Genomic DNA, 22,697 nt, shown 5'->3' with positions numbered 1-22,697 from the left:
GAACGATCGTCGAGCCGCGGTCAAGGGCGCGTGGCGGTACACACCTTCGCACTCCAGCCGTTGACCGCTATCCCTCTTGGAGTCTTGCCACGTCATCCGAGACCCCGAGCGCGCATGACCTTGCCTGCGCGCTTGCCGACCAGATCCACCCCGGCGCCGCTCCCCGTGATGTGACCGTCAGCTTCAGCGTCCGCCGACAGGCGGCAGCCAAGTACGACCACGGCTCCTGCGGCGGCCCCGTGACGGTCTTCGCCCAAGCCCTGCACGCCCAGCTCCACGGCCTTCCCACGGACGACGATGCGCTGCCTACCGCCGTTGACGCGCTCCTGCAGGCCACCCACACCGCGACCGCCCCCGAGCAGCAGACCGCGATCCTGCAACAGCTCGCCGAGCAGCTGCGCAACGCCACCGAGATCATCCAGCGCTACCAGTACCAGACTCAATGGGACCGGCTCCCCGACAGCGTCGCCGAGCAGCTCCGGGAGGCCCACGACCAGGCTCAGCAGGTCACCAAGATCCTCGACGCCGTCGCACCCGCTTTCAGCAGCCAGCCCGCCGCGCCCGTGCCGCCTGCCGCGCAACCGCGCCACACCGCCAGCCCACCCGCGCCCACGACTCCACCGGCCGGGCGCCGCCGCTGACCTCCGGCGACAGCCCACCCGCCGGGAAAGGCACCAACCTGGCCACCGCCGATCCCCTCCAGACCTACCTCACCCAAGGATCCTGTGCGCTGGGCGTGTTCGTCCCCGCCGGCCTGCACCCGGCAACCGCACAGCGCCAGCACCTCGATCAGCTCGCGCACGCAGGTGCCGACCTGTTCGAGGTCGGCCTGCCCACCGAGGACGCAGCCCTCGACGGTCCCGTCATTCAGGCCGCCTACCACCGCGCCCTGCGCAGCGGAAACGCCCTCGACCACGCGGTGCGCGCCGTCGAACACGCCGCCAGCCTCCGGCCGACCGTTGTCATGACCTACTGGGAGCCCGTGAGCCGCCACGGCCCCGCGTACGTGGCCGGCCTGTTCGCCGACGCCGGCGCCGCCGGCGTGATGATCGTCGACCTGCCCGCCCACCAAACGGCCCACTGGCACAAAAACGCACGAGCGACGGGCCTTCGCACCCCACACCTCATCCCGCGCACCACCCCCGACCCCCTCCTCACGGCCGCGGTCGCCGGCGCCTCCGGATGGCTCTACGCACCCGCCACCACGGCCTCCACCGGCTACGGAGGCCAGCTCGACATCCCCGGACTCGCCGGCTTCACCCAGCGCCTACGCGCCGCGAGCCCAGTGCCCGTGGTCTCGGGAGTCGGGATCTCCACCCCAGCCCTCGCCGCACGCGTCGCCCCGCTGGTGGACGCCGTCGTCATCGGCACCCCCGTCGTCCGCGCCCTGGCCACCGACCCTGCCCAAGCCCCGGACCTGACGGCCGCGTTCGCCCGAGCCCTGCACCCGACCACCCTCACGGAGCCCCGTGCCTGATCGCTCTGATCGCTCCACCCTGACCGAGGCCCTCGACCGGATCGTGGCCGAGGCCCTTGTCCTGCACCGAGCCCTGCGCACCAACGCCATCGGCCACGCGCACGCACTGGCCGCGCGGATCACCGACGCCCAAGACCTCGCCAGCGCCGCCCTGTGGCTGTTCCTTGACCTCGCCCAGCACACGCCGCACACCACGGCCGGGAAGCTGCTGCTCCTCGACCACATCGCGCAGATCGCCAAGGCCGCCCAGGACGCAAGCGCCGAACTGACCGCAACCCTCGCCCGCGCCGTGGAGAACCAACGCCGCCGAGCCAACGCCACGAAGGGGCCGGCCATCCTCATCCGCCCCTCACCACAGCAGTTCATCGAGTCGGCCACCGACCTCCTCGACCGCATCCCCGCCCTCCACCACGCCATACACCGCGACCGGCTAATCCCGCCCAGCCGGCTGACGCACCAGCCTCATTGAGGGCGCGCCCCCCATTTCCCCATCTCCAGGACAAACCATTTCAGATCAGCCTCAATTCCGTGCCCTTTCCCTGGGCGCGGGAGTTCAGTCCAGCACCCTGCTCGCCCTTTCAGCAGAAGGGATCCTCCCGAAGGTCGACTACGCGATATTCGCCGACACCGGATGGGAACCCCAAGCCGTTTACGCCCACCTGGACCGACTGGAACAGGAGATAGCCAAGCCCGCCGGCATACCGGTCCTCCGCGTCTCAGCCGGAAACATTCGCAGCGACGCCCTGAACCCGGACCACCACTTCGCCTCCATGCCCCTGCACATCCTGAATAAGGACGGGCGGCCCGGCATGACCCGCAGGCAGTGCACCGGCGAATACAAGGTGAAACCAATAAAGCAGAAGGTACGCGAACTCCTCGGACACCCCTACCCCTCGCGAATCCCCAAGGGCGTGTTCGTTGAGCAGTGGGTGGGGATCTCCACCGACGAGTTCCACCGCGCCAAAGACGCCGACGTGAAATACATGCGCAACCGGCATCCACTCCTGGACCTTGGCTGGAGCAGAGCGGACTGCGTTCGTTACCTGACCTCGCTCGGGCTGGCGAAGACACCGAAATCGAGCTGCCTGGGATGCCCGTTCCACGGAAATGCGCAGTGGAGGCACATCAGGGACACGTCCCCTTCCGAGTGGGCGGACGTCGTCGAATTCGATGCGGCCATCCGGCAGGGCAATGCCCGCGCCAACGCCTCGGGCAGCCGACTGCTCGGCGAGGCGTTCCTGCACCGCTCCCGCGTCCCGCTGAGCCAGGCGCCGATCGACCACGTCACCGCCGCCGAACGGGCAGCACTGCGCATAGACGCGGACGAAGCCGACGCGCTGGAGAACGGCGTCATGGACGGCTGCTCCCCCTGGGCGTGCCGCGGGGACACGGACGTGCTCACCCGCGACGACTTCGGGCTGGCCACGTGATACTCGACATCTTCGCGGGGCCGGGCGGCTGGAGCAGGGCACTGGGCGTCCTCGGCGTGCGCGACGTCGGCCTGGAATGGGACGAATGGGCCTGCAAGACGCGCGTGGCCGCCGGGCAGTTGACGATCCGGACCGACGTGGCCATGTATCCGACGTGGCCCTTCCTCGGCCGCACGCGCGGGCTGATCGCCTCCCCGCCGTGCCAGGCATGGAGCATGGCCGGCAAACGCCTCGGCCTGCTCGACCAGCCGCTGGTGCACACGGCGGTGGAGGACCTCGCCGTCGGCCGTGACACCCGCGAGCGTCTCCTCGCCGCCTGCCGCGACGAGCGCTCCCTGCTCGCGGCCGAGCCGATGCGCTACCTGCATGCCCTAAACACGGTCGGAGAGCCCGAGTGGGTCGCGATGGAGGAGGTGCTGGACGTTCTGCCGCTGTGGAAGCAGTACGCGGCCGTTCTGCGCGGCTGGGGTTTCTCGGTCTGGTACGGGATCCTCAACGCCGCCGACTTCGGCGTTCCACAGACGCGCAGGCGAGCGATCCTGATCGCCTCCCGGGTCCGTACGGCACAGCCTCCAACTCCCACCCACGCCCAAGTCGCCGAGCCTGACTCGCTGTTCGGTCCGGGCCGCGCCCGCTGGGTCAGCATGGCCGAGGCCCTCGGATGGGGCGCGACTGATCGGCCCGTTCCCACCGTCTGCGCCGGCGGCGGACCCGGCGGCGGACCCGAACCGTTCCCTTCGGGCTCCCGCAAGTCCCTCTCCGACGCCCGGGAGCGCGGCACCTGGATGCCCAGGCCGGACGGTGTGCTCCTGCAGTCCCGCCGCGAAGGAACTGGCTGGAAGGCACGGCACGGCACACGACAGAACCGTGCCGCCGACGCTCCGGCGCCGACGTTCACCGCCGACGCACACCGCTGGTCCTGGTCCCTGCGCAGCAACAACCAAGCGAACGCCACCGTCCGCCCGCTGTCCGAGCCGGCGGGCACACTGTTCTTCGGGCACCGCGCGAACGAGTGCACCTGGGTCGCCGAACCAGCCTCACCTCCGACCGAGGACACGGACACGTCAGCGGTACCCGAGCCGATCCGGATCACCGCCCGCGAGGCCGGCCTCCTGCAGACCTTCCCCGCCGACTACCCCTGGGCCGGCAACAAGGGCCAGCAGTTCTCCCAGATCGGCAACGCCGTACCGCCGTTGCTCGCCGGCCACCTCCTCGCCCCGCACCTCGGCGTCACCCTCAACCCCGACGACTTCACCCTCGCAGCCTGATGCCCCACGTCCCCGAACCCGAAGAAGACCACCTCGACGCCATCGCACCGCCGCAGCCGGTGTTCCACGTCGAGCAGGCCCTCCTCGGCGCCCTCCTCCTTCATCCACACCGCCTCGGCGACGTGACCGGCATCGCCGCCGACTCGTTCTCCACCGCCGCGCACGCCGCCCTGTTCACCGCCATCAGCACCCTGCCTCCGCCCGACCCCGCCGAGCACGCGAAGAACACCAAATGGCTCGACCAAGTGCTCGCCGCGGGGCGCGAACAGGCGCGCGGACTGACCGCCTCCTACCTGCACACCCTCATCCAGGTCTGCCCCTGGCCCCGCCACGCACCGGCCTACGCACGGATGGTCGAGGCCGAACACGCCCGCCGGCGCCTGCAGACGGCCGCCGAACGCCTCATCCATAGCGTCGACGACGCCACCCACCCGCACCCAGTCGAGATAGTGCTCGCCGAGGCCGAAGCGCTCACCGCGGTCGTGGACGACATCGCGAGCCGGTTCCCGCCGCGCGCCGGAGTGCTGCCACGCACCGCGGCACCGCCGCCGGCCATCACCACCGACCACACCGAGGCGGTCGAGGAGGAGCAACTGCTGCTCGCGACCGCCACTGCCCACCCCGCCTCCGTCGAGTCCGTCCGGTGGCTGCTCCCCGACGACCTCACCCGGCCCCTGCACGCCGGCCTGTGGCAATGCCTGACCGCCCTGGCCCGCCGCCGCGAGCCCGTCGACCCCGTCACCGTCCTATGGGAGGCCCTACAGCGCGGCCTACTCGACAACGCGAGTGAACCCGACGAGGTGCTCCGCCTGCTGGCCGAACCGGCCGGTTCCGTGGAGCACTGGGGCGAACGTGCCCTACAGCGCTCCCTCCTGGCCACCGCCGATCACGCTGGCCGGCGCATCTCGGCGTACGCCGGAGACCCGGCGAACACCCCGTTCCAGCTTGTGGTGGGCGCCCGCCGCTCCCTCGCCGACATCAGCGCCGTTCGCACCCGCTGGCAGCACGCCACCGGAACTGTCCCGCCACCAGGGCCGCGTCCGGCACCCGCCACTCGCGCCGGCCCGCCGACCACGACGGCCGCTCACGCCGCCCGCGCCGCGCGAGCAATCCGATAGCACCCCACTCACGCCGGTGGCCGGACCCGAAGGCCCGGCCACCGGCAGAAGAGACGACACCCACCGTGACCACCTCCATCGACGCTCACGTCCGCCTCGACACCAACCCAACCCATCCCAGCGCCGTGACCGCTGCCCTGACCGGCAGCCAGGCCCGCATCGCTCTCATGGCTCTGGAGGCCGCCGACTGGGCCGTCCTCGCTGACAACGCCCTGGTCCTGGCCCGCATCGACCGCGCTTCGGCATCCAGCGATGTGGCCGACGTCCTGTCGCCGGTAGTCGACGTCAGCTGACATGGGCAGGCCGCACAGTCTTCAATGGCGTCATGGTCACGCCGATGCCAACACCCCCGCCCCCACCCGCCACCCTGGAGACGATCGCGGGTAGCGCCACGCTGGACGAAGTCCTGGAGTGTCTGCGCGCGCGGCGGCCGGTATTCCACTCCGAGGCCGATCTCCAGCACAGTTTCGCCCTCGCTGTAGGCGAGGTCGCACCGGAGGTCAGGTGCCGTCTCGAGGTCCCGGTGCGTGGAAGAAACGCCTCGGAGTACCTGGACCTACTGTGCCTGGGGCCGGCGGGCCGTACGGCAATCGAGTTCAAGTACGTGACCCGACAATGGTCGGGTACAGCAGGGACGCCTCCCGAGGAGTACGCCTTGCGCGGACACAATGCCCCAGACGTCGCACGTAGGGACTTCCTGCGGGACGTAGCAAGACTGGAACGCTTCTGCGACCGCGAGGACCAGAACGGGCTGGCCCTACTCATCACAAACGAGGCGGCGCTGTGGCGCCCCAGGCAAAGCAGGATGCCCACCAGGGACGAGGAGTTCCGTATCCACCACGGGCGCGAACTGAGCGGCACCTTGCTGTGGGCCGGCGGTTCCTTCCCGGACAACACCCGAGTTCTGCGAGGCACCTACACACTCGCCTGGCTTCCGTACACCCAGTTTGGGGGCCCTAATAGCGAATTTCGCTGCCTCGCGTTGTTCATCACTCCAAACCCAGCACGGCCCCAGTCGTCACACGAGACGCCTTGAACAAACTCCCTAGCATGTCATTGACGCAGCGGCAGGAGCTTGCCGTAATGGCGTTCTTCACGCGCGACCACGAGCGTGCCTGGACAGTCCACCTCATCTGACTAACCAAGTCCGTCAAGGATCAATTGTGCCTCAGTCCGGGGACGGGGGCAGGGCGATCATGGCGAGGTTGTTGTAGAAGTGCTTTCCAACCGGAGCACACACCAAAAGCTTGACCCATATCTGGGCATCCAGCTGAATGCTCCCGAAACCTGGACATGATCGTTGGCGCCGAGACGTTGAGGAAGGCGACGACGGCACCCCACCGATCGACGAGGCATGCCCGCGCTGCCCCTCAGCACAACACGCCGAAACAGTGCGCCAATTGCATGAGGCCGTCATGAACTGCCGAGGTCAATCAGCAGCAACAGGTGTCCCCGCCCTCAGACAGGACCGCCGGACTCTCTCTCAGACCGATTCCCGGGCAGACGGTCCTCAAGTGCTCCCCGGGCTTCTGCGAGCTGAGCCTCGGCACGCAGGAGGTCAGTGATCAACTTCGAGAGCCCGGCATCCCCCGCTGCTGGTTGACCGTCAGCATCACCGGCGTACGTTTCGAGGGTCCGTGCCAACTCGAGGATCGCATCCCGGGCGGCTCGCTGCTCGTCGTCTTCGACATGGTCAGAGAGCCTCAGCCACTTCGCCTCCCTGTCGGCGGCTTCCCGTGCAGCGACTGTGACGATCGTACGTACGACGCGGCGGACGATCTCCTCAAGGTTCAATGCGATCCGAAGCAGCGGCGCTGCTGCCATGTCGTCCTCGCTGGGTTCACTCCCCCGCTGGAACATCCGGTAGAAGCCCCACGGGTCTTGAGGCTCGCTCAGCCGTTCCAGAGCGGTGAAGACGGGCTCGAACGTGTCGAGCGGCGGTCTGGAGATGGGGAGTGCCGCCCGGTGGTTCCAAAGCGCGAGCACAGCGGTCGCCGTTTCACGCCGTACGTCGTCAACTTCCGCCTCAGAGGCTGTCTCGGCGCGGATGATCAAGTCGCCGATGTGGTGGGCCATCCATCGGCCCAGTACATCGTGGTCCGGGAGGCTAGCTGCGATCTCTTTGCCCAGTTCGAGGGTGCGCTCAAAGCTCTCCGCATCTTCCGGAGTCATCGAAGAGGTAAATCTTGTAGGACCTTTCGCGTGGGGGGAGGGATTCGTCATCGTCTTGGTCGTACCTCACCGAGTAGGGCTCATTGTGGTCTTTATGAGTGCGGTCGATCATCACTTCAACGATCATGCTACGTCCGGTCAGGGAAAGGATTTGCTGGAGGGCATCGCGCCGGATTTCCAGCCGCTGTCCCTCAGTTCCTGTTACTCGGTCCGAGCTGGTCGCGGCTGTGTCGTCCCAGACAGTGCTGCGGAGGGCGAGGCCGTCGGCACGGGTCCATTCGCGCATGTCTGCGTCCGGTTCCAGCCCAAGCAGACCGACGAATTCCTCAACGGGCCGGTACGGCGGGTACCGGACCCCGCCGGCTAGCGGGTCTCTGTTGTCCTGGCCTTCGCGGCCGTCCGGGACGGCAATCCATCCCGTCAGTTGGAAGCCTTGGGTATCGAACTGGTACTCGCTGTCGTCGGCGTCCGGGATTCGGTATGCCATGTACGAAGGGGCGGTCTGCAGGGCGAGCGCGAGCGCCCTGGCCTTTTCGGGAGTGACCAGAGCGCTGCGAATCAGGACTTGTTGCGCGGCCTCATAGCTCGTGTCGTCGGAGCTCTCCCAGACCGTGACCCACCCGTCGCTCGCCAGGAGACGCTCACTGAAGTGCTGGCTGTTCAACCGCCAGATCCAGTCGGGTCTTGGTGAGTCGTATGGTCCCTGGAAGACGCTTTGGGGCGAGGCGTCTCGCCGGTCGGCAAGCCATCTGCCGTCGTCGCGCGTGAGTAGGAAGTCACCGAGCCAGTCGGTGAACAGGTCTGTGTCCGCCTCGCTGTCCTGGTACACGGGATGCGTCTTCAGCAGTTCCCCGGCGACAGTCCACACGGCGTGGGTGGAGAGATAAAAGTCCAGATCGTCGGCGTCCGGCCAGGTCGTATGGTGGGCGAAGGTGCTTCCTTCCCTGTACAACTTAAGCGCGTAGCGCGGGTCGTCCTCATGTACGCCACGACAGGCGAGCTGCCAGGTGGCCGTGATGGTGTGCCCGACGAGTCGCAGGACCGTCTCCTCTGAGATCCCGAAAGCCTCCCCTAGCGGTTTGCACCAGCGGTCTTTGAAGTCCCAGTCGAACCGGAAATCGCTCGGCTCAAGTGCGAGGGATCCCTCATCCGCGTCACTCGGTTCCCTTGCCCTGCGTTCAGCCCATGACTGGCTGACAACATTCTTCGGTCTGTTGATGCTGCGCACGATGTCGAGTTCGTCTGCTGTCAGACTTCCGTAGCCGGAAGAGGCCAGGGCGAGGCAGATCACTTTCGCGCTCTCCTGCATCACGACATGCGGTTCGTCATCGAAGACGACCTTACGCAGCAACGGCTCGAATTCGATCAGTCCTTGATGCGTTGCCGTGTTCTGAGCGGCGCGTGCAAGGGCGAAGAGTAGCCATTGGAGGGCGTGTCGGTCGTAGAAAGGCAGATGAGCATCGTGGAACGGGGTGACGTCAAGAGTGCCCAGCGCGAAGCGCTGCAGCGCGTCGAGTTCTTCTTGGCAACCGAGTTCGGCGAGGAGTCGGACGCAGTGCGCCGCCCGCCACCTAGCGCCGGGCTCGGGGTCACCGAGAACCGCCCATAGATAGCCTGCGAAGCATTCTGCAGCCGCTGCTGGTTTGGCGGGAAGATCGGCGAACCTCCCGTCGGCCGAATCGTCGGGGGCGAGGCCGGCCAGCATGGTCCCGAAGTCGTCCAGGACGACCTGCGCCTGTACGCCGGTGAGCCGGGGAGCGAGCCGGGCCGCCAGGTAGTAGCACTCCTCGGGGAGGAACGCAGCAGGCTGCGAACCGAGTTCCCGGAGTGCCGTTCCGAGCAGATCCGCATCAGGTGTGCCGGCCAGACCGGCGAGCCCTTGTAGGTTGATCGGCTCGTAGCCCTTTGTGGTCAGTTCCCGGCTGAACCGCGTGGTGACCATGTCAGCGAGGTGACGTAGTTGCTGGCGGGCGGCCAGGGGCAGCAAGGGCAGCTCTTCCAGCCTCTGGACCAGATGTGTGTAGTCGAAGGTGCTGAGGTGGGGGTTGGACTGGAATGCGATGAGCATGTCGTCGAGTTGGCGCAGGGGGACCCTAACCGCGTGGTCGATGACCTGCTCCATACGCAGCAAGTGGTCCGATCCGCGTACCAGTTGGCGAGCCATCTCCCAGCCCTCCTGGATGGATAGATCACACGCTGCTAGGGCAGCCTCCAACTGTCGCGTACGCGCCATCCGCCCTTCGTCCTCCTCACCCCGCGTCCACCGGGGAGAGCTGTAGCCGGACGACGCTGGGAACGCGATGTTGCGGGACCGGACGGCGAACAACGTGCCGGAGAGGTCGATGCCCAATTCGCTGGTGGCGTGGTCAAGGCGTTCGAAGGACTCGCTGCTGAAACGACGTGCACGCAGGAACTCTCCCAGAATCCCGGCGATGCGTTCGCCGTCGTCGGGAGCCTCGCGAAAGGCTCGTTCAACGAGCTGGAGGGCGCCGACACGGTACTCGTCGAACGGCACCGTCGCCAGAGCAGTGACCGCGGAGGGAGCAAGCGGGCCCGTTTCCTCGTCGAGAAGTGCCTGAATGAACGGACCCTCAGTACACAACCGACGGTCACGCCAACGGGAGGCGACGACTGTCGCGGTCGTCGGGTTCAAGCGGCCCATGACGCTCAGGACCGCGGCGTGATCCATTCCGTCCCCGAGATAGGGCTGAATGCTCTCGGCAAGCTGTGCAACGCGATATGCGCGGCGATCGTCGTCGTGATTGCCCTCGGAGGCTCGGCGAGCGACGGCGAGGACGCTCCCCCACAGCACATGTACGTCGTCGCCCACGCGGTCGGTCAGATCGATCGCCCTGGTGAAGTAGGCGTGAGCCTCGCGTGTGTCAAATCGCTGGACTGCGCGAGCGAGTTTCACCATCTGCTCCGCCTTGTACTCAGCACTGTCCTGTGTGGTGTCGAGCGACGCAGCGACGGACTCCGCGAGTTCGACAGCGATGTGCTGCAATTCATCGACGGGGGCCGCTGCGCGGACGGCGTCAATCAGGACTTCATCTGCAATGTTCCTCTGCGTGGCCCGGTACCAGTCGAGCAGGAGCTGACGCGTCACGTCGGACGAGCCGAAGGCGAGAATCCGGACACCGAGTCGCGCGACTCCTCGATAGAGGAAGTACGGCACCTCATGTCCACCATGCTGTCCCGGCATGGAGGCCACGAGATCCCGGAACGGGACTTCTGTGTCGCCGGAGGCTCCGACTAGGCAGTCGGTCCAGAGGCTCGCCCAGGCACCGAGGGGCACCACGCTCTGCTCGTGGTCGTTCAGTGTGCGCGAGTACGTATGAGGATGTTGCCGCACTTCCAGGACGTCGTCACCCGCAAGCATGTCTGCGTCAAAGGGCTGCCTCCGGATCTTCGATAGCAGTGCGAAGCCGCACAGGAGGGCAAGTGTGTCGGTGTTGCGGCCGTAGCGGCTTCCGGCACCCCGGCCCAGGTCGTCAGGGAGATTGAGACGCAGGATCCGTTCGGCCTCCGCGTCCGACAGCACGCCGTGGCGCAGCCCCATGGCGATGATCCAACCGACCGCCGGAAGTGCCTTGTTCTCCTCCGGGACACCCGGATGTCGGCGAAAGGAGACGGGTCTGTGTTGGCGCTTCAGCATTCTCACCAGGCGCCGCGCAAGCGGTGCCTGGCACACGAGGTTGGCCTGCCAGGCGGCATAGGCGACGGCGAACTGGAGGTACTTCAAGCGCGTGGCCGCGTGACCGAGGGCCTCCAGTTCCTCAGTACGGCCCGAGTCGGCTAGCCGGGTAGTGATGATCACTCCAGCTTCGAAGCCAACTCGATTGGGGCGCCATCGGGCCAAGTACTCGGCGCACGCCTCCACACCGTCGGTGTTGAGTAGTCCGAAGGCGACTTCAGCAATGTCCGCCGCGGTGACGTGGTGTCGGTGCGGATCGTCGTCGTCAGGCCGCCGCACCCATGCCTTGAGCCATTCCGCCGCGCTGCGCAGTCGACTGCGGGCGAAGTCGGTCTGGCCTGCGGCGAACGAGAGCAAGGAGCCTTCGAAGTGAAGGTTGGAACCTGGCCAGTCCGAGGCAAGGCTACGGTTCGCCACCATGTCTTCGACCGTGCTGGCGTCCAGGAACGCGCCCGCCAGGTCGGTATTGCTCCTCAGCAGATGAAGCCGACGAGAGTGCCCGGCGGCCAGGCTTCCAGCCTTGATTGCAAGCCGGGCCGCCTCCCATTCCTTGCCCACGCGTAGCGTGGCCTTGAGGGCGAACTGAGCCCGCTGCTGAGCGATCTCCCGTTGTTCCAGATCGTCCCCCTCGGGGAGGGCGCCGTCGGTCATCGCCAGCTCAACCAGGGTGTCGACCTGACCGGCCTCCCACAGCAGTTGCGGCAAAGAAGCTGCCACATACGGTTCGCCTGCGGCGAGCGGCGTCAGGCGGTCAATGAAGTCGATCAGGGACTGGCCGGTCGGACGATACCTCGTTCGAAACCAAGTCTCGGTCGGTTCGTCACGGAACTGCAGGGCGTCACCATCGACGAGCAGAGGGCGGCGGAGATCCGCTGCGAAGCTGTGGATGACCGAGGCCGGCACGCCGCACAGCTCGGCCAGAACGCCTACGGGGATCCTCGGCCGAAGTGCGGCCATGGCCTCGCACAGTCGGTCGATCTCCGCACTCAGATGGTGGTTGGCGTCCTTACACTGGTCCACCAAGCCCTGCAGGAGTTCGTCGAGCAAGGAGACGTCGGGATGTCTCGCCTCCCCGAGAGAGGCGAGACAGGACTCGAGGTCCGACGTCGTGCTAAGAACGAACGCCTGGACCCGGGGGTTGCCGCCGGTACGACGGTGGAACTCGGCCGCCTGTGCCTCCGTGACCACTCCGAACACCGACGCCAAATGCTGCCTGGATTCGGCGACGCCGAATCCCGCGAGCTCGATTCTGTGGACACCAGGCGGTGGTTCCAGCAGATCGACGCGTTCGGTGCGGCACAGCATGACGAGTCGCACGTTGTCCGGTAGCGCCTCCCGCAACAGGTCTGCGACGAAGGCGCGCTCACCACCATCTCTCGCGATGAGAGCCGCATTGTCGGCCGCGTCCACTACGAGAACCAAGAGCGCTCCCGGGGTGGAGGCCGCGATGGCTTCTGCCGCGCGCCGGACTCTCACCACGAATGCCTTCGCGTAATCGGCCGGCTGGGCCGTACCGGCCGGAATCAACGGATCGCAAAGGGCATGCGCAGCAAGCTCATTAGCCAGCTGGACCAAGCCTTGTTGATGCTGGTGGCGGGGCGAGCTGGAGCGACGGTAACTCCCGTTCCCGAAGCAGTCGTAGACGAGAGTGATGGAGCCCGCCGGCAAGTTCCGTTCAATCTGCGTGGTAAGCACAGATTTCCCTACACCGCCGGCCGCGTGGACAATGACAGGCCGCGGGGCGAGCCGCACGATGTCATCGACGATCGCACGAGTCTGCGGAGTCACAATGACGCGTCCGGGCAGGTCGATGAGGTTGGGGGCAGGCAGAAGGCGCTCTGGTGGCACCCCGAGAGCAGTAAGCACAGTGGAGCGGTCGACGACGTGATTCGTCTCCAGCGAGGTCGCGCGTCGCGCGATCATCTCTTTCAGCAGAAGCGGCTGCACATCGGCAGCGCCGGGCAGAAATCCGGCTAGATCCAGCCGGAACAGCCCTTCGAGTCGCAGCAAGCCTGGCGCTGTGGGATCCACTTGCAGCTGATTGAAGAAACCGGCTTCGCCGTCTGCGTCGTCCGAGAACCCCGCATATTGTTTGAGAAACTTGACCTCGTGAGCGTAGTCGCCGAGCTCACCGCCCCCTGCCAGAACTCTGATCGCACGCAGAACGGAGTCGCGGACCGGCCGGTTGGATAGGAACTCGAAGATGACCTTCCGCTCAAGTCCCGGCGACTCCAGCTTGATTCGTCGGTACTTCTCTGCAAATCCGCTGACGGTGCCGCCAAGTCCCGACACGGTCCACTCCTCGGTGGCCCGCGCAGTCGAATGCTTCAGCTGGCGATACACCACGCGGTTCGCTTCGCGAAGTCCGGTCGCGCCGTAGTACTCGGCGATGTCAATGACGTCTTCACCGTCGCGCCCCGCCGTGTCATCCTGCGACACGCCCTCGATGGCGATCGCAGTCAATTCTGCACCAGGGAGCAATAGCTTCAGTGCCTGCCGAGCCGCCCAGTGATAGTGGAACTGATCGCCGTCACGGCTCGCACGCAGAAGATCGGTGTCAGGCATGCCCACTCCCGGCACACCTCAAAGCGACGGAATCGGGCAAAGGTTCCCTCACATCACCACAGACCAAGACGGCACAAGCCTGCACACGCTACTCGTGTCTCCCTGATTCCGGCAACGCATCCACCGACGCATCGTGTCCGAAACGATCGACGCGGATTCAAGACAGCGCTCGCAGCTCCCCTCGCCGGGTGTCAACGGCCACGGTATGAGCGGAGCCGGCCCATCAGAAATCGCCTCGCCAAACCCTCCGGACTCTGAGACTGCGAACAGTGCCGTTGGCCCTACCCAACCCAGTCGAGATCTCGCTCAACCCACAACCAAGATCCGGACCATATGCGGGCCAGAGACCGCCAGATCCACATCGGCCGTCACATTCGCGCTGGTCAGCGCCATGCAAGCCGTGTACCACCAGCAGACGAAGAACCTGCTGGGACGAACGAGCATCGGGACCGCCGCAGTGCCATGCCAGTGCCCAGTGGACTGAGCGGCGCGACGGGCACGGTCTCCCAGCCCAATCACACAGGTGACGCCTCTGAGCGGATCGAGCCCAGATGTCCGAGTTCAACGCAGCGTAGTCAGCACCAAGTCAGCACGGGAGGGTTGAAGACGGGTGATGACGTGGGCTTTCAGTCAGCACCGAACCAGCACGGGAGTCAGCACCGCAGCGTCAAATCACCCCCAACTACGCGCACCGGACAGCGCTGGTATCGACCACTCGCAAGCCCCCGAGTAGCCCTCCTGCGCCCCGGCATGGTGGCCGCACGCATAGCCGCCCACCGAACTATGGTGCCCCACCACATGTGCCCCTGACCTGCATCTTCCTACCGTGTGCCGACACGTACCCGTCCCCACCGCACACGAGGAAGTGGCGCACATGGCCTCCGGAACCACCGCTCCCCCACCCCCCGCCAGCCTCCCCAGAATCGTCGCCGCCAGCCTCATAGGGACCACCATCGAGTGGTACGACTTCTTCCTGTACGGTTCCGCAGCCGCGCTCGTCTTCAACAAGCTGTTCTTTCCGGACTCCGATCCGCTCGTCGGCACGCTGCTCTCCTTCCTCACCTACGCCGTCGGGTTCGCGGCGCGGCCGCTCGGGGCGTTGGTGTTCGGGCACTTCGGGGACCGGCTCGGGCGCAAGAAGCTGCTGGTGCTGAGTCTGCTGCTGATGGGCGGGGCGACCTTCGCGATCGGCCTGCTGCCCACCCACGCCGACGTCGGGACCGCCGCGCCGGTGCTGCTGACCCTGCTGCGACTGGTGCAGGGCTTCGCGCTCGGCGGTGAGTGGGGCGGGGCCGTGCTGCTGGTGTCGGAGCACGGCGACGCGCGGCGGCGCGGGTACTGGGCTTCCTGGCCGCAGACCGGTGCGCCGGCGGGGCAGCTGCTCGCGACCGGCGTGCTGTCCCTGCTCACCGCCGTGCTGTCGGACACCGCCTTCGTCAGCTGGGGCTGGCGGATCCCGTTCCTGCTCTCCGGTGTACTGGTGATCGTCGGACTGTGGATCCGTCTGTCCGTCGACGAATCGCCCGTCTTCCGGCAGGCGTTGGAACAGGCCGAGGCCCGCAAGGCCACGCAGGGGGCGGCCGACGCCGAGAAGCTGCCGCTCGTGTCGGTGCTGCGTCACCACTGGCGTGACGTGCTGGTGGCAATGGGCGCGCGCATGGCGGAGAACATCTCCTACTACGTCATCACCGCGTTCATCCTCGTGTACGCGACGACCTCGGCCGGCGTCTCCAAGCAGACCGCCCTGAACGCCGTCCTCATCGCCTCCGCCGTGCACTTCGCGGTGATCCCGGCCTGGGGCGCGCTGTCGGACCGGATCGGGCGGCGTCCTGTGTACCTGGTCGGCGCGGTGGGTGTCGGACTGTGGATGTTCCCCTTCTTCACGCTCGTCGACACGGGCCGCCTCAGCAGCCTCGTCCTCGCCGTGACCGTCGGTCTGGTGCTGCACGGGGCCATGTACGCGCCCCAGGCCGCCTTCTTCTCGGAGATGTTCGCAACCCGGATGCGCTACTCCGGGGCTTCCATCGGCGCCCAGTTCGCCTCCGTGGCCGCCGGCGCGCCGGCGCCTCTGATCGCCACCGCGCTGCTGGCCGACTACGACAGCTCCACCCCGATCGCCCTGTATGTGATCGCGGCGGTCCTGCTGACCGTGGTCGCCGTGGCCTCGGCCAAGGAGACCCGGCACCGCGACCTGGCCGACGCCGGTCCCTCCGCCGGCGCGGAGGAGAGCGAGGAGGCTCCCGCAGCGGACGTCCGCGCCGTCTGAGCGTGGAGCCGGCGACGCGGCTCCCCTCACCCTGACGACCTCCGTGCGCCGCCCGCGCGCACGGGGGTCAGCGGCGTGCGGGGTTTGCCAACGCGTGCAGTCTGAGGGCCAGTTGTATCTCCAGGGTGCGAGCCGGGCTCTGCCAGTCGTCTCCCAGGAGCCGGCCCACGCGTTCCAGGCGCTGGGCCACCGTGTTGACGTGGACGTGGAGCCGGTCCTTGGTGCGGGCCGGGCTCATGCCGCAGGCGAAGTAGGCGTCGAGGGTGCGGACGAGGTCGGTGCCGCGCCGTTCGTCGTAGCCGACGACCTTGCCGATGGTGCGGTCGACGAAGCCCGTCACATCCCGGTCGCCGGCGAGCAGCAGCCCCAGGAAGCCGAAGTCCTCGGCGGCCGCCCCGTCTCCCGAGCGGCCCAGCAGGCGCAGCGCCTGAAGGCAGCGGCGGCTCTCCTCGTACCCGGCGACGACGGCGTCCGGATGGGCGGTGAGGTCGCGCACGGGTGCGGAGGCGCCGACGGTGACCGCTTCGTGGACGGCGGTGCCGAGGTGCCGCGCGGTGCGACGGGCCAGCTCGGTCGCGGTGTCGCCCGGTTCCAGGGGCAGCAGCAGGACGGTGCCTCCGTCGCGGGCGGCGGCCAGGCCCTGTCGGGTGGCGGCGAGGTGGGAGGCGGCGGACCACAGGCGGCGGCGGGCGGCCGCCTCCTGGTCGGCGTCGGGCGCGGCGGCGTCCAGGCGCGCCGCGAGCACGACATGGGTGGCGTCGAGGTCGGCGCGCAGCCGGGCGGCGCGGTCGCGCAGCAGGCGGGGATCGCGGTCGCGGGCGTCGAGCAGGTCGTCCAGCAGTTCGCCCCGGACGCGTTGTTCCGCCTCGGCGGCGGAGCGCCGGGCGAGCAGCAACAGTGACGTGACCATCGCGGCGCGTTCCAGGGTGCGCTGGTCGACGGGGTCGAGTCCGGGATGGCCGCGCAGGACGAGCGCACCGAGCAGTTCGCCACCCGCGGCGACGGCCGCGATCCAGTCGTCCTCGTGCCGCACGGCGTGTCCTTCGGTGCGGGACGCCTCCACGGCCGCAGCGGGCGCGGATTCGATGAACTCGACTTCCCCGTGCAGGACTTGCGAGACGGCAGCGGCCACGTCATGGACGCCGCCACCGCGCAGCACGAGTTCGGCGAGCCGGTCGTGGACGTCGGAGGCACGCTCGATGACCGCGCTGCGGTCCTGGATGATCTCGTTGGCCCGCTCCAGCCGGGCCAGGGCGGAGCGGGTCTCGGTGAGCAGGTTGGCGGTGTCCAGTGCGGCGACGGCGAGTGCGGCGAAGGAGCCGAGCAGGGCGATCTGCTCCCGTTCGAAGACCCGCGCGCGCCGGTCGGCGGCGAACAGCACCCCGATGACGTTCGCGCCGAGGGTCAGCGGCACGCCGAGGATGGCGACCAGGCCCTCGTCGTGCACGCCGGCGTCGATGGTCGTGGTGTGCCGGAAGCGGTCGTCCCGGAAGTAGTCGTCGGTGACATAGGGGCGGGCCGTCTGGGCCACGAGGCCGCCGAGCCCCTCGCCCATGCCGAGGCGCAGTTGCTGGAAGCGGGCGGCCACGGAGCCCTCGGTGACCCTCATGTAGGTGTCGCCGCGCGCGGGGTCGTTGAGGCTGAGGTAGGCGACGTCCGTGCCCAGCAGCGAGCGGGCCCGTTGCACGATCGCCTGGAGGACGGCGTCGACGTCGCGCAGGCCGGCCAGGTCGTGGGCGGTCTCGAACAGCGCCGACAGTTCGGCCTCCCGCCGGCGGCGGCCCTCCAGCTCGGCACGCACCCGCAGCGCGAGCAGCTTGGCGTGTTCGAGGGCCGCGATCCGGTCGGCGGGGTGTCCCTCGGCGCGCGCCAGGAGCACCGGCCGCTCGTACGCCTCGACGGCCGCGCCCCGGGCGAGCAGTTCGAGGAACGGCGCCTCGACGCACTCGGCTGCGCCGGGGGCGCCGGAAGCCGGTGCGGCGGCGCCGGAGATGCCGGGCGCGGCAGCTTCCGGCTCGGCGCCGGTCGCCGACTCGGCGTCGACGGCCGGCTCGGCGTCGGTGACGGAGCGCTCGATCGGCTCCACGTGATCGCGGGACATGTGCACAGGATTGCTCATGAACGGGCCGGCTCGTCATGCCTGTGGACAACTTCGGGATCCGCTCGCGGTCGGCTCGCTCAGTGCGCGGTCCAGCCGCCGTCGAGGACGACGGACGCGCCGGTCATGAAGGACGCCCGGGGGCCGCACAGGTAGGCGACGGCCTCGGCGACCTCCTCCGGTTCGATGAGCCGTTTGACGGCGCTGTCCCGCAGCAGCACCTCCGCGAGCACGCGCTCCTCGGGCAGTCCGTGGGTGCGCGCCTGGTCGGCGAGCTGCTTCTCCACCAGCGGGGTGCGCACGTAGGCCGGGTTCACGCAGTTGGAGGTGACCCCGTGGGGCGCGCCTTCGAGGGCGGCCGTCTTGGACAGTCCCTCCAGTCCGTGCTTGGCCGCGACATAGGCCGACTTGTAGGCGGAGGCGCGCAGCCCGTGGACCGAGGAGACGTTGACGATGCGCCCCCAGCCCTGCCCGTACATGTGGGGCAGCGCGCCGCGGATGAGGCGGAACGGCGCCTCCAGCATCACGGTGAGCACCGTGTGGAAGACGTCGGGCGGGAACTCCTCCAGCGGCCGCACCAGCTGAAGTCCGGCGTTGTTGACCAGGACGTCGGTTCCGGCGGCGGCCCGTTCGGCCGCGTCGAGGTCGGTGAGGTCCAGGACGTGGGGTTCCACCGCGCCGGGCAGGCCGTCGGCGCTGCCTACGAGGTCCTTCAGGCCGGCGGCGTCCAGGTCGACCGCCCGCACCTCGGCCCCGGCGGCCGCGAGGCGGAGCGCACAGGCACGGCCGATGCCGCCGGCGGCGCCGGTGACGAGGGCGGTGCGACCGCCGAGGTCGAGCGGGGTGGCTTGGAGGGCCGGAGGGGCGCTGCGAGCGGTCATGCCCTGACCCTAGGGAGCGCCCCTCCCCCGCCCCATATGGTCAGAAGCCATACTTCACTGAGAACCCATGGTGTCGAACCATGTAGGTGCGTCGGTCAGCGCCTGCTTGATCCGCAGCAGGGCGAACTGGTTCAGCTCCGGCAGGGCGTCCACCGCGAACCATCCCACCTCCAGCGACTCGTCGTCGTTGACGCGGGCCTCGCCGCCCACCGCACGGCAGCGGAACGTGATGTCCATGTACTGGCAGACGTCGCCGTTGGCGTACGTGACCGGCTCCTGCGCCTGGACGAGGACGACCCGCTCGACTACGCAGTCCACCGCGGTCTCCTCCCGGACCTCCCGCACAGCGCAGACCGCGGGCTGCTCCCCCGGGTCGGGGATGCCGCCGATCACCGCCCACTTGAGGGTGTCGGAGCGGCGGCCGAGCAGCACGCGTCCCTCGTCGTCGAAGACGACCGCCGTGACGCCGGGAAGCCACAGCAGTTGGTTCCCGGCGGACGCCCGGAGCGTACGGATGAAGTCAGGAGTAGCCATGGCCCGACCCTAACGGGCGGCCGTGACACCGCCCGGCCGCTCAGGGGAGCGGGCGACCGGCGTACGGCTACACGCCACCGGCGCGCCGCCCGCGCACCGCGGCGCCGATCGCCCAGGCCAGGCCGCCCGCCGCGACAAGCACCAGGGCGATCTCCGGGAGGACGCCCAGCCGCGTCGCCGGCGTCTCGGAGGTGCGCAGCGGCACCTTCTGCACCAGGGAGTCGGCCACGAACATGCCGGTCTTCTGGGTGATCGTCCCGTCCGGCATGATGATCGCACTGACGCCGCTGGTCACCGGCACGGTGACGGTCCTGCTGTGCTCGACGGCGCGCACCCGGGACATGGCGAGCTGCTGGTAGGTCATCTCGCTGCGGTCGAAGGTGGCGTTGTTGCTGGGGACCGAGATCAGCTGGGCGCCGTCGGCGACCTCGGAGCGCACGGCCCAGTCGAAGGCGGCCTCGTAGCAGGTGACCAGGCCCACCTTGGCCTCGCCCATGTCGAACACGCCCGGCCGGGTCCCCCGGCTGAAGTCCCGGCGGACCATCGACGTCCATTCGCCGTTGATCGCCCCGATCAGCGACCGCAGCGGCAGGTACTCGCCGAACGGCTGGATCTGCCGCTTGTCGTACGTCTGCGTGGGGCCCTTCACCGGGTCCCAGAGGATCTGCTCGTTGTAGAGCTTGCCGTCGCGTTCGACGACCCCGCCGACCGAGATGGGCGCGTCGATCGCCTTCGCCGCCCGCTCGATGACAGCGGCGGCGTCCGCGTTGGCGAAGGGGTCGATGTCGGAGGAGTTCTCCGGCCACAGTACGAAGTCCGGCCGGGGCGCCTTGCCGGCCCTGATCTCGGCGGCCAGCCGCTCCGTCTCGCGCGCGTGGTGGTCGAGCACGGCCCGCCGCTGGGCGTTGAACTCCAGACCGAGGCGGGGGACGTTGCCCTGGATGACGGCGACCGTGGCGGTGCCGTCCTGAGCGGTGTCGCTGAGCAGCGGGCGGGCTGCCACGGCCGCCACCACCGGCAAGGCCAGGCTGAGCAGGGCCACGGCGGCCGCGGCTCGGCGCACCTCGCGCGTGCGGCGCCGTTCGAGACCCACGCGGACCGCTTCGTACAGCCCGAAGCCGCACAGGACGACGGCGAAGCCGAGCACCGGGGTGCCGCCGACCGCCGCCAGCGGGAGGAAGACGCCGTCCGCCTGGCCGAACGCGATCTTGCCCCAGGGGAAGCCGCGGAAGGGCACACGCGCGCGTGCCGCCTCGCCGGCGATCCACACCGCCGCCGCCCACACGGGCCAGGCCGGAAGCTTGGACACGGCGGCGATCCCGACGCCGGTCAGCGCGACGAAGACCGCCTCGATGACGACCAGGGCGAGCCAGGGCCCGGGGCCGACCTCGACGCCCGTCCACACCAGCAGCGGCAGCAGGAAGCCGAGGCCGAAAAGGTAGCCGAGGCCGAGGGCCGCCTTCCAGCGGCGCCCGCGCACCGCCCAGCCGAACCCGGCGAAGGCCGGCAGGGCCAGCCACCACAGGGTGCGGGGCGGGAAGCTGACGTAGAGCAGGACGCCGGAGAGCGCCGCTACGACGGCGGGGACGAGGCGCAGGAGCCGAGCACGGAGCGGCGGCGCGGTCGCGGGCTCCACCTGGTCCGGTCGGCCCACGGAAGTTGCGGTGACGGTCACTCCGGGAGTCTACGGCGAGTGAGCTTTTGGCCGACAGCACGGTCCACGGCAGCGCAGCGCACACCTGACGTCAGTGCGCCGCCCCCGGCGTGCTGCCCTGCCGCAGCCGGGCCCTGATCGCCTGGACGGCGGATTCGGCGTCGTCCACGGTGATGGTGAAGGTGTGTCCGTCCCACAGTCGGAGCACCACGCCCTCCCCGCGGCGTACGACGACGGCGGTGCCCTTCTCCGGACGCCAGCGGTAGCCCCAGCCGCCCCATTGGCGCGGGGTGACGTGCGGCTCGAAATCCGCTGCGGCGACGTGGGACAGCGGGATACGGCGACGCGGCAGCCCGATGTGACCGCAGCGCACTTCCAAGGACTCCTTGTCGAGCTTCAGGTCGACGTGGACGAACGCCAGGGTCCCGAAGAGGACCAGGAGCCCGGCGGCGATGCAGCCGACGACGGACATGACGAGCGGCGCGGCCCCTGAGGTCCACGCGGAGTCGATCGCCAGTTCGATGCCGAGTGCCATACAGGCGGCCCCGGTGAGCGCGAGCAGCCACTGGAAACGGTTGGTGGCCCGCCCGTGCCAGACAGGGGCATGCGGGGCCTTCTCGTCCTGGGGGTGGTCCCTCATAAGGACGAGGTTACTCAGGTTTCGCTCCGCCGGTACTCCGTAGCGCAGGGTCACTGCGCCGGCCGGGACGGACCGACCCGCGGAGCGAACCGCGAGCCGCCGTCAGCGCGCGGGGCTGACCTCCTGCAGGAGCCGGCCCTCGGCGTAGGCCAGCGCGGGCGCGGGAAGCGTGCCCTCCTGGCCGCTGAGCAGGACCGTCACCGTGCCGAGGGTCTCGCTCTCGGGGTGCAGGCCGGCGCCCACGCGGCGCAGGGCCTGCGCGGCCACAGCACCGGCCGAGCCGTGCAGGACGAGCGGCGGGCGGCCGGGGCGCTGCACGGCGGCGCGAATGCGTTCGGCGACCAGTTCGTAGTGGGTGCAGCCCAGGACCACGGTCGTGACGTCCTCGGGCGTCAGCGCGGCGGCCGCGGCGACGGCGGCGCCGATCGCCGTCTCGTCCGCCTGCTCGACGGCCTCGGCCAGGCCCCAGCAGGGCACCTCGGCGACGGGCACGCCGTCGGCGAAGTCCCGGATGAGGTTGCGCTGATAGGGGCTGCCGGTCGTGGCGGGCGTGGCCCAGATGGCGACGGGACCGCCGCCGGCCGCGGCCGGCTTGATCGCGGGGACCGTGCCGATCACCGGGATCTCCGGTTCGAGACGGGCCCGCAGGGCGGGCAGGGCGTGCACGGTCGCCGTGTTGCAGCCGACGATGAGCGCGTCGGGCCGGCGGGCCGCGGCGGCCTCCGCGACGGCCACCGCGCGCGCGGTGAGGTCCTCGGGCGTGCGCGGTCCCCAGGGCATGCCTTCAGGGTCCAGGGAGAGCACGAGATCGGCGTCGGGTCGCAGGCGCCGTACCGCGGCGGTGGCCGCCAACAGCCCGATTCCGGAGTCCATGAGCGCGATCTTCACCCGGTCACCATA

The 22,697-nt window shown here is 69.0% G+C and carries 16 protein-coding genes; 8 read left to right on the top strand and 8 right to left on the bottom strand.

Features of this window, described 5'->3' with window-relative positions; all coding sequences use genetic code 11:
- The first annotated feature begins 170 nt into the window (after positions 1 to 170).
- The 7 genes from ACIOC0_RS02630 (at position 171) to ACIOC0_RS02600 (ending at position 5,586) form a co-directional block, all read left to right on the top strand.
- Positions 171 to 641, top strand: a complete 471-nt coding sequence (locus ACIOC0_RS02630; protein ID WP_402151433.1) for a hypothetical protein — start codon at positions 171 to 173, stop codon at positions 639 to 641.
- Positions 638 to 1,477, top strand: a complete 840-nt coding sequence (gene trpA / locus ACIOC0_RS02625; protein ID WP_402153161.1) for a tryptophan synthase subunit alpha — start codon at positions 638 to 640, stop codon at positions 1,475 to 1,477. The genes ACIOC0_RS02630 and trpA overlap by 4 nt, the downstream gene beginning before the upstream one ends.
- Complete coding sequence (locus tag ACIOC0_RS02620) at positions 1,470 to 1,946, top strand: hypothetical protein (protein ID WP_402151430.1); 477 nt, start codon at positions 1,470 to 1,472, stop codon at positions 1,944 to 1,946. Before trpA ends, ACIOC0_RS02620 begins: the two co-directional genes overlap by 8 nt.
- Before the next feature lie 97 nt (positions 1,947 to 2,043).
- Positions 2,044 to 2,907 carry a hypothetical protein gene (locus ACIOC0_RS02615; RefSeq protein ID WP_402153159.1) on the top strand — a complete coding sequence of 288 codons (864 nt, stop codon included), beginning with the start codon at positions 2,044 to 2,046 and terminating at the stop codon, positions 2,905 to 2,907.
- Complete coding sequence (locus tag ACIOC0_RS02610) at positions 2,904 to 4,175, top strand: DNA cytosine methyltransferase (RefSeq protein WP_402151427.1); 1,272 nt, start codon at positions 2,904 to 2,906, stop codon at positions 4,173 to 4,175. Before ACIOC0_RS02615 ends, ACIOC0_RS02610 begins: the two co-directional genes overlap by 4 nt.
- Positions 4,175 to 5,293 carry a DnaB-like helicase N-terminal domain-containing protein gene (locus ACIOC0_RS02605; protein WP_402151424.1) on the top strand — a complete coding sequence of 373 codons (1,119 nt, stop codon included), beginning with the start codon at positions 4,175 to 4,177 and terminating at the stop codon, positions 5,291 to 5,293. Before ACIOC0_RS02610 ends, ACIOC0_RS02605 begins: the two co-directional genes overlap by 1 nt.
- Before the next feature lie 65 nt (positions 5,294 to 5,358).
- On the top strand, positions 5,359 to 5,586 hold the full coding sequence (locus tag ACIOC0_RS02600; RefSeq protein ID WP_402151421.1) for a hypothetical protein: 228 nt from the start codon (positions 5,359 to 5,361) through the stop codon (positions 5,584 to 5,586).
- 1,165 nt (positions 5,587 to 6,751) lie between these two features.
- Here the strand turns inward: ACIOC0_RS02600 and ACIOC0_RS02595 are convergent.
- Positions 6,752 to 7,465 carry a hypothetical protein gene (locus tag ACIOC0_RS02595; protein ID WP_402151418.1) on the bottom strand — a complete coding sequence of 238 codons (714 nt, stop codon included), beginning with the start codon at positions 7,463 to 7,465 and terminating at the stop codon, positions 6,752 to 6,754.
- A complete protein-coding gene (locus ACIOC0_RS02590) occupies positions 7,437 to 13,724 on the bottom strand; it encodes a hypothetical protein (protein WP_402151415.1) in 6,288 nt (2,095 codons plus the stop codon). The genes ACIOC0_RS02595 and ACIOC0_RS02590 overlap by 29 nt, the downstream gene beginning before the upstream one ends.
- A gap of 874 nt (positions 13,725 to 14,598) precedes the next feature.
- On the opposite strand from ACIOC0_RS02590, the gene ACIOC0_RS02585 reads away from it, so the two are divergent.
- Positions 14,599 to 15,990: an MFS transporter gene (locus ACIOC0_RS02585; RefSeq protein ID WP_402151412.1), complete on the top strand. Its 1,392-nt coding sequence runs from the start codon at positions 14,599 to 14,601 to the stop codon at positions 15,988 to 15,990.
- A 67-nt stretch (positions 15,991 to 16,057) separates the two neighbouring features.
- On the opposite strand, the gene ACIOC0_RS02580 is transcribed toward ACIOC0_RS02585, so the two are convergent.
- The 6 genes from ACIOC0_RS02580 to ACIOC0_RS02555 form a co-directional block, all read right to left on the bottom strand.
- Entirely contained in the window at positions 16,058 to 18,091 is a 2,034-nt protein-coding gene (locus ACIOC0_RS02580) for a helix-turn-helix domain-containing protein (protein WP_402151410.1), read from the bottom strand.
- 77 nt (positions 18,092 to 18,168) lie between these two features.
- A complete protein-coding gene (locus ACIOC0_RS02575; protein ID WP_402151407.1) occupies positions 18,169 to 18,969 on the bottom strand; it encodes a 3-hydroxybutyrate dehydrogenase in 801 nt (266 codons plus the stop codon).
- A 54-nt stretch (positions 18,970 to 19,023) separates the two neighbouring features.
- Positions 19,024 to 19,503 (bottom strand): NUDIX hydrolase, encoded by a 480-nt coding sequence (locus ACIOC0_RS02570; protein ID WP_402151404.1) that lies wholly within the window; start codon positions 19,501 to 19,503, stop codon positions 19,024 to 19,026.
- Between the two features lie 67 nt (positions 19,504 to 19,570).
- Positions 19,571 to 21,178 carry an apolipoprotein N-acyltransferase gene (gene lnt / locus ACIOC0_RS02565; RefSeq protein ID WP_402151401.1) on the bottom strand — a complete coding sequence of 536 codons (1,608 nt, stop codon included), beginning with the start codon at positions 21,176 to 21,178 and terminating at the stop codon, positions 19,571 to 19,573.
- A 70-nt stretch (positions 21,179 to 21,248) separates the two neighbouring features.
- Positions 21,249 to 21,797: a hypothetical protein gene (locus ACIOC0_RS02560; protein ID WP_402151398.1), complete on the bottom strand. Its 549-nt coding sequence runs from the start codon at positions 21,795 to 21,797 to the stop codon at positions 21,249 to 21,251.
- Between the two features lie 102 nt (positions 21,798 to 21,899).
- Entirely contained in the window at positions 21,900 to 22,685 is a 786-nt protein-coding gene (locus tag ACIOC0_RS02555) for an aspartate/glutamate racemase family protein (RefSeq protein WP_351089019.1), read from the bottom strand.
- Positions 22,686 to 22,697 lie beyond the last annotated feature (12 nt).

The organism is Streptomyces sp. NPDC088254, assembly GCF_044740925.1.
GTDB lineage: Bacteria > Actinomycetota > Actinomycetes > Streptomycetales > Streptomycetaceae > Streptomyces.
This window is presented reverse-complemented; position numbering and strand designations above follow the sequence as displayed.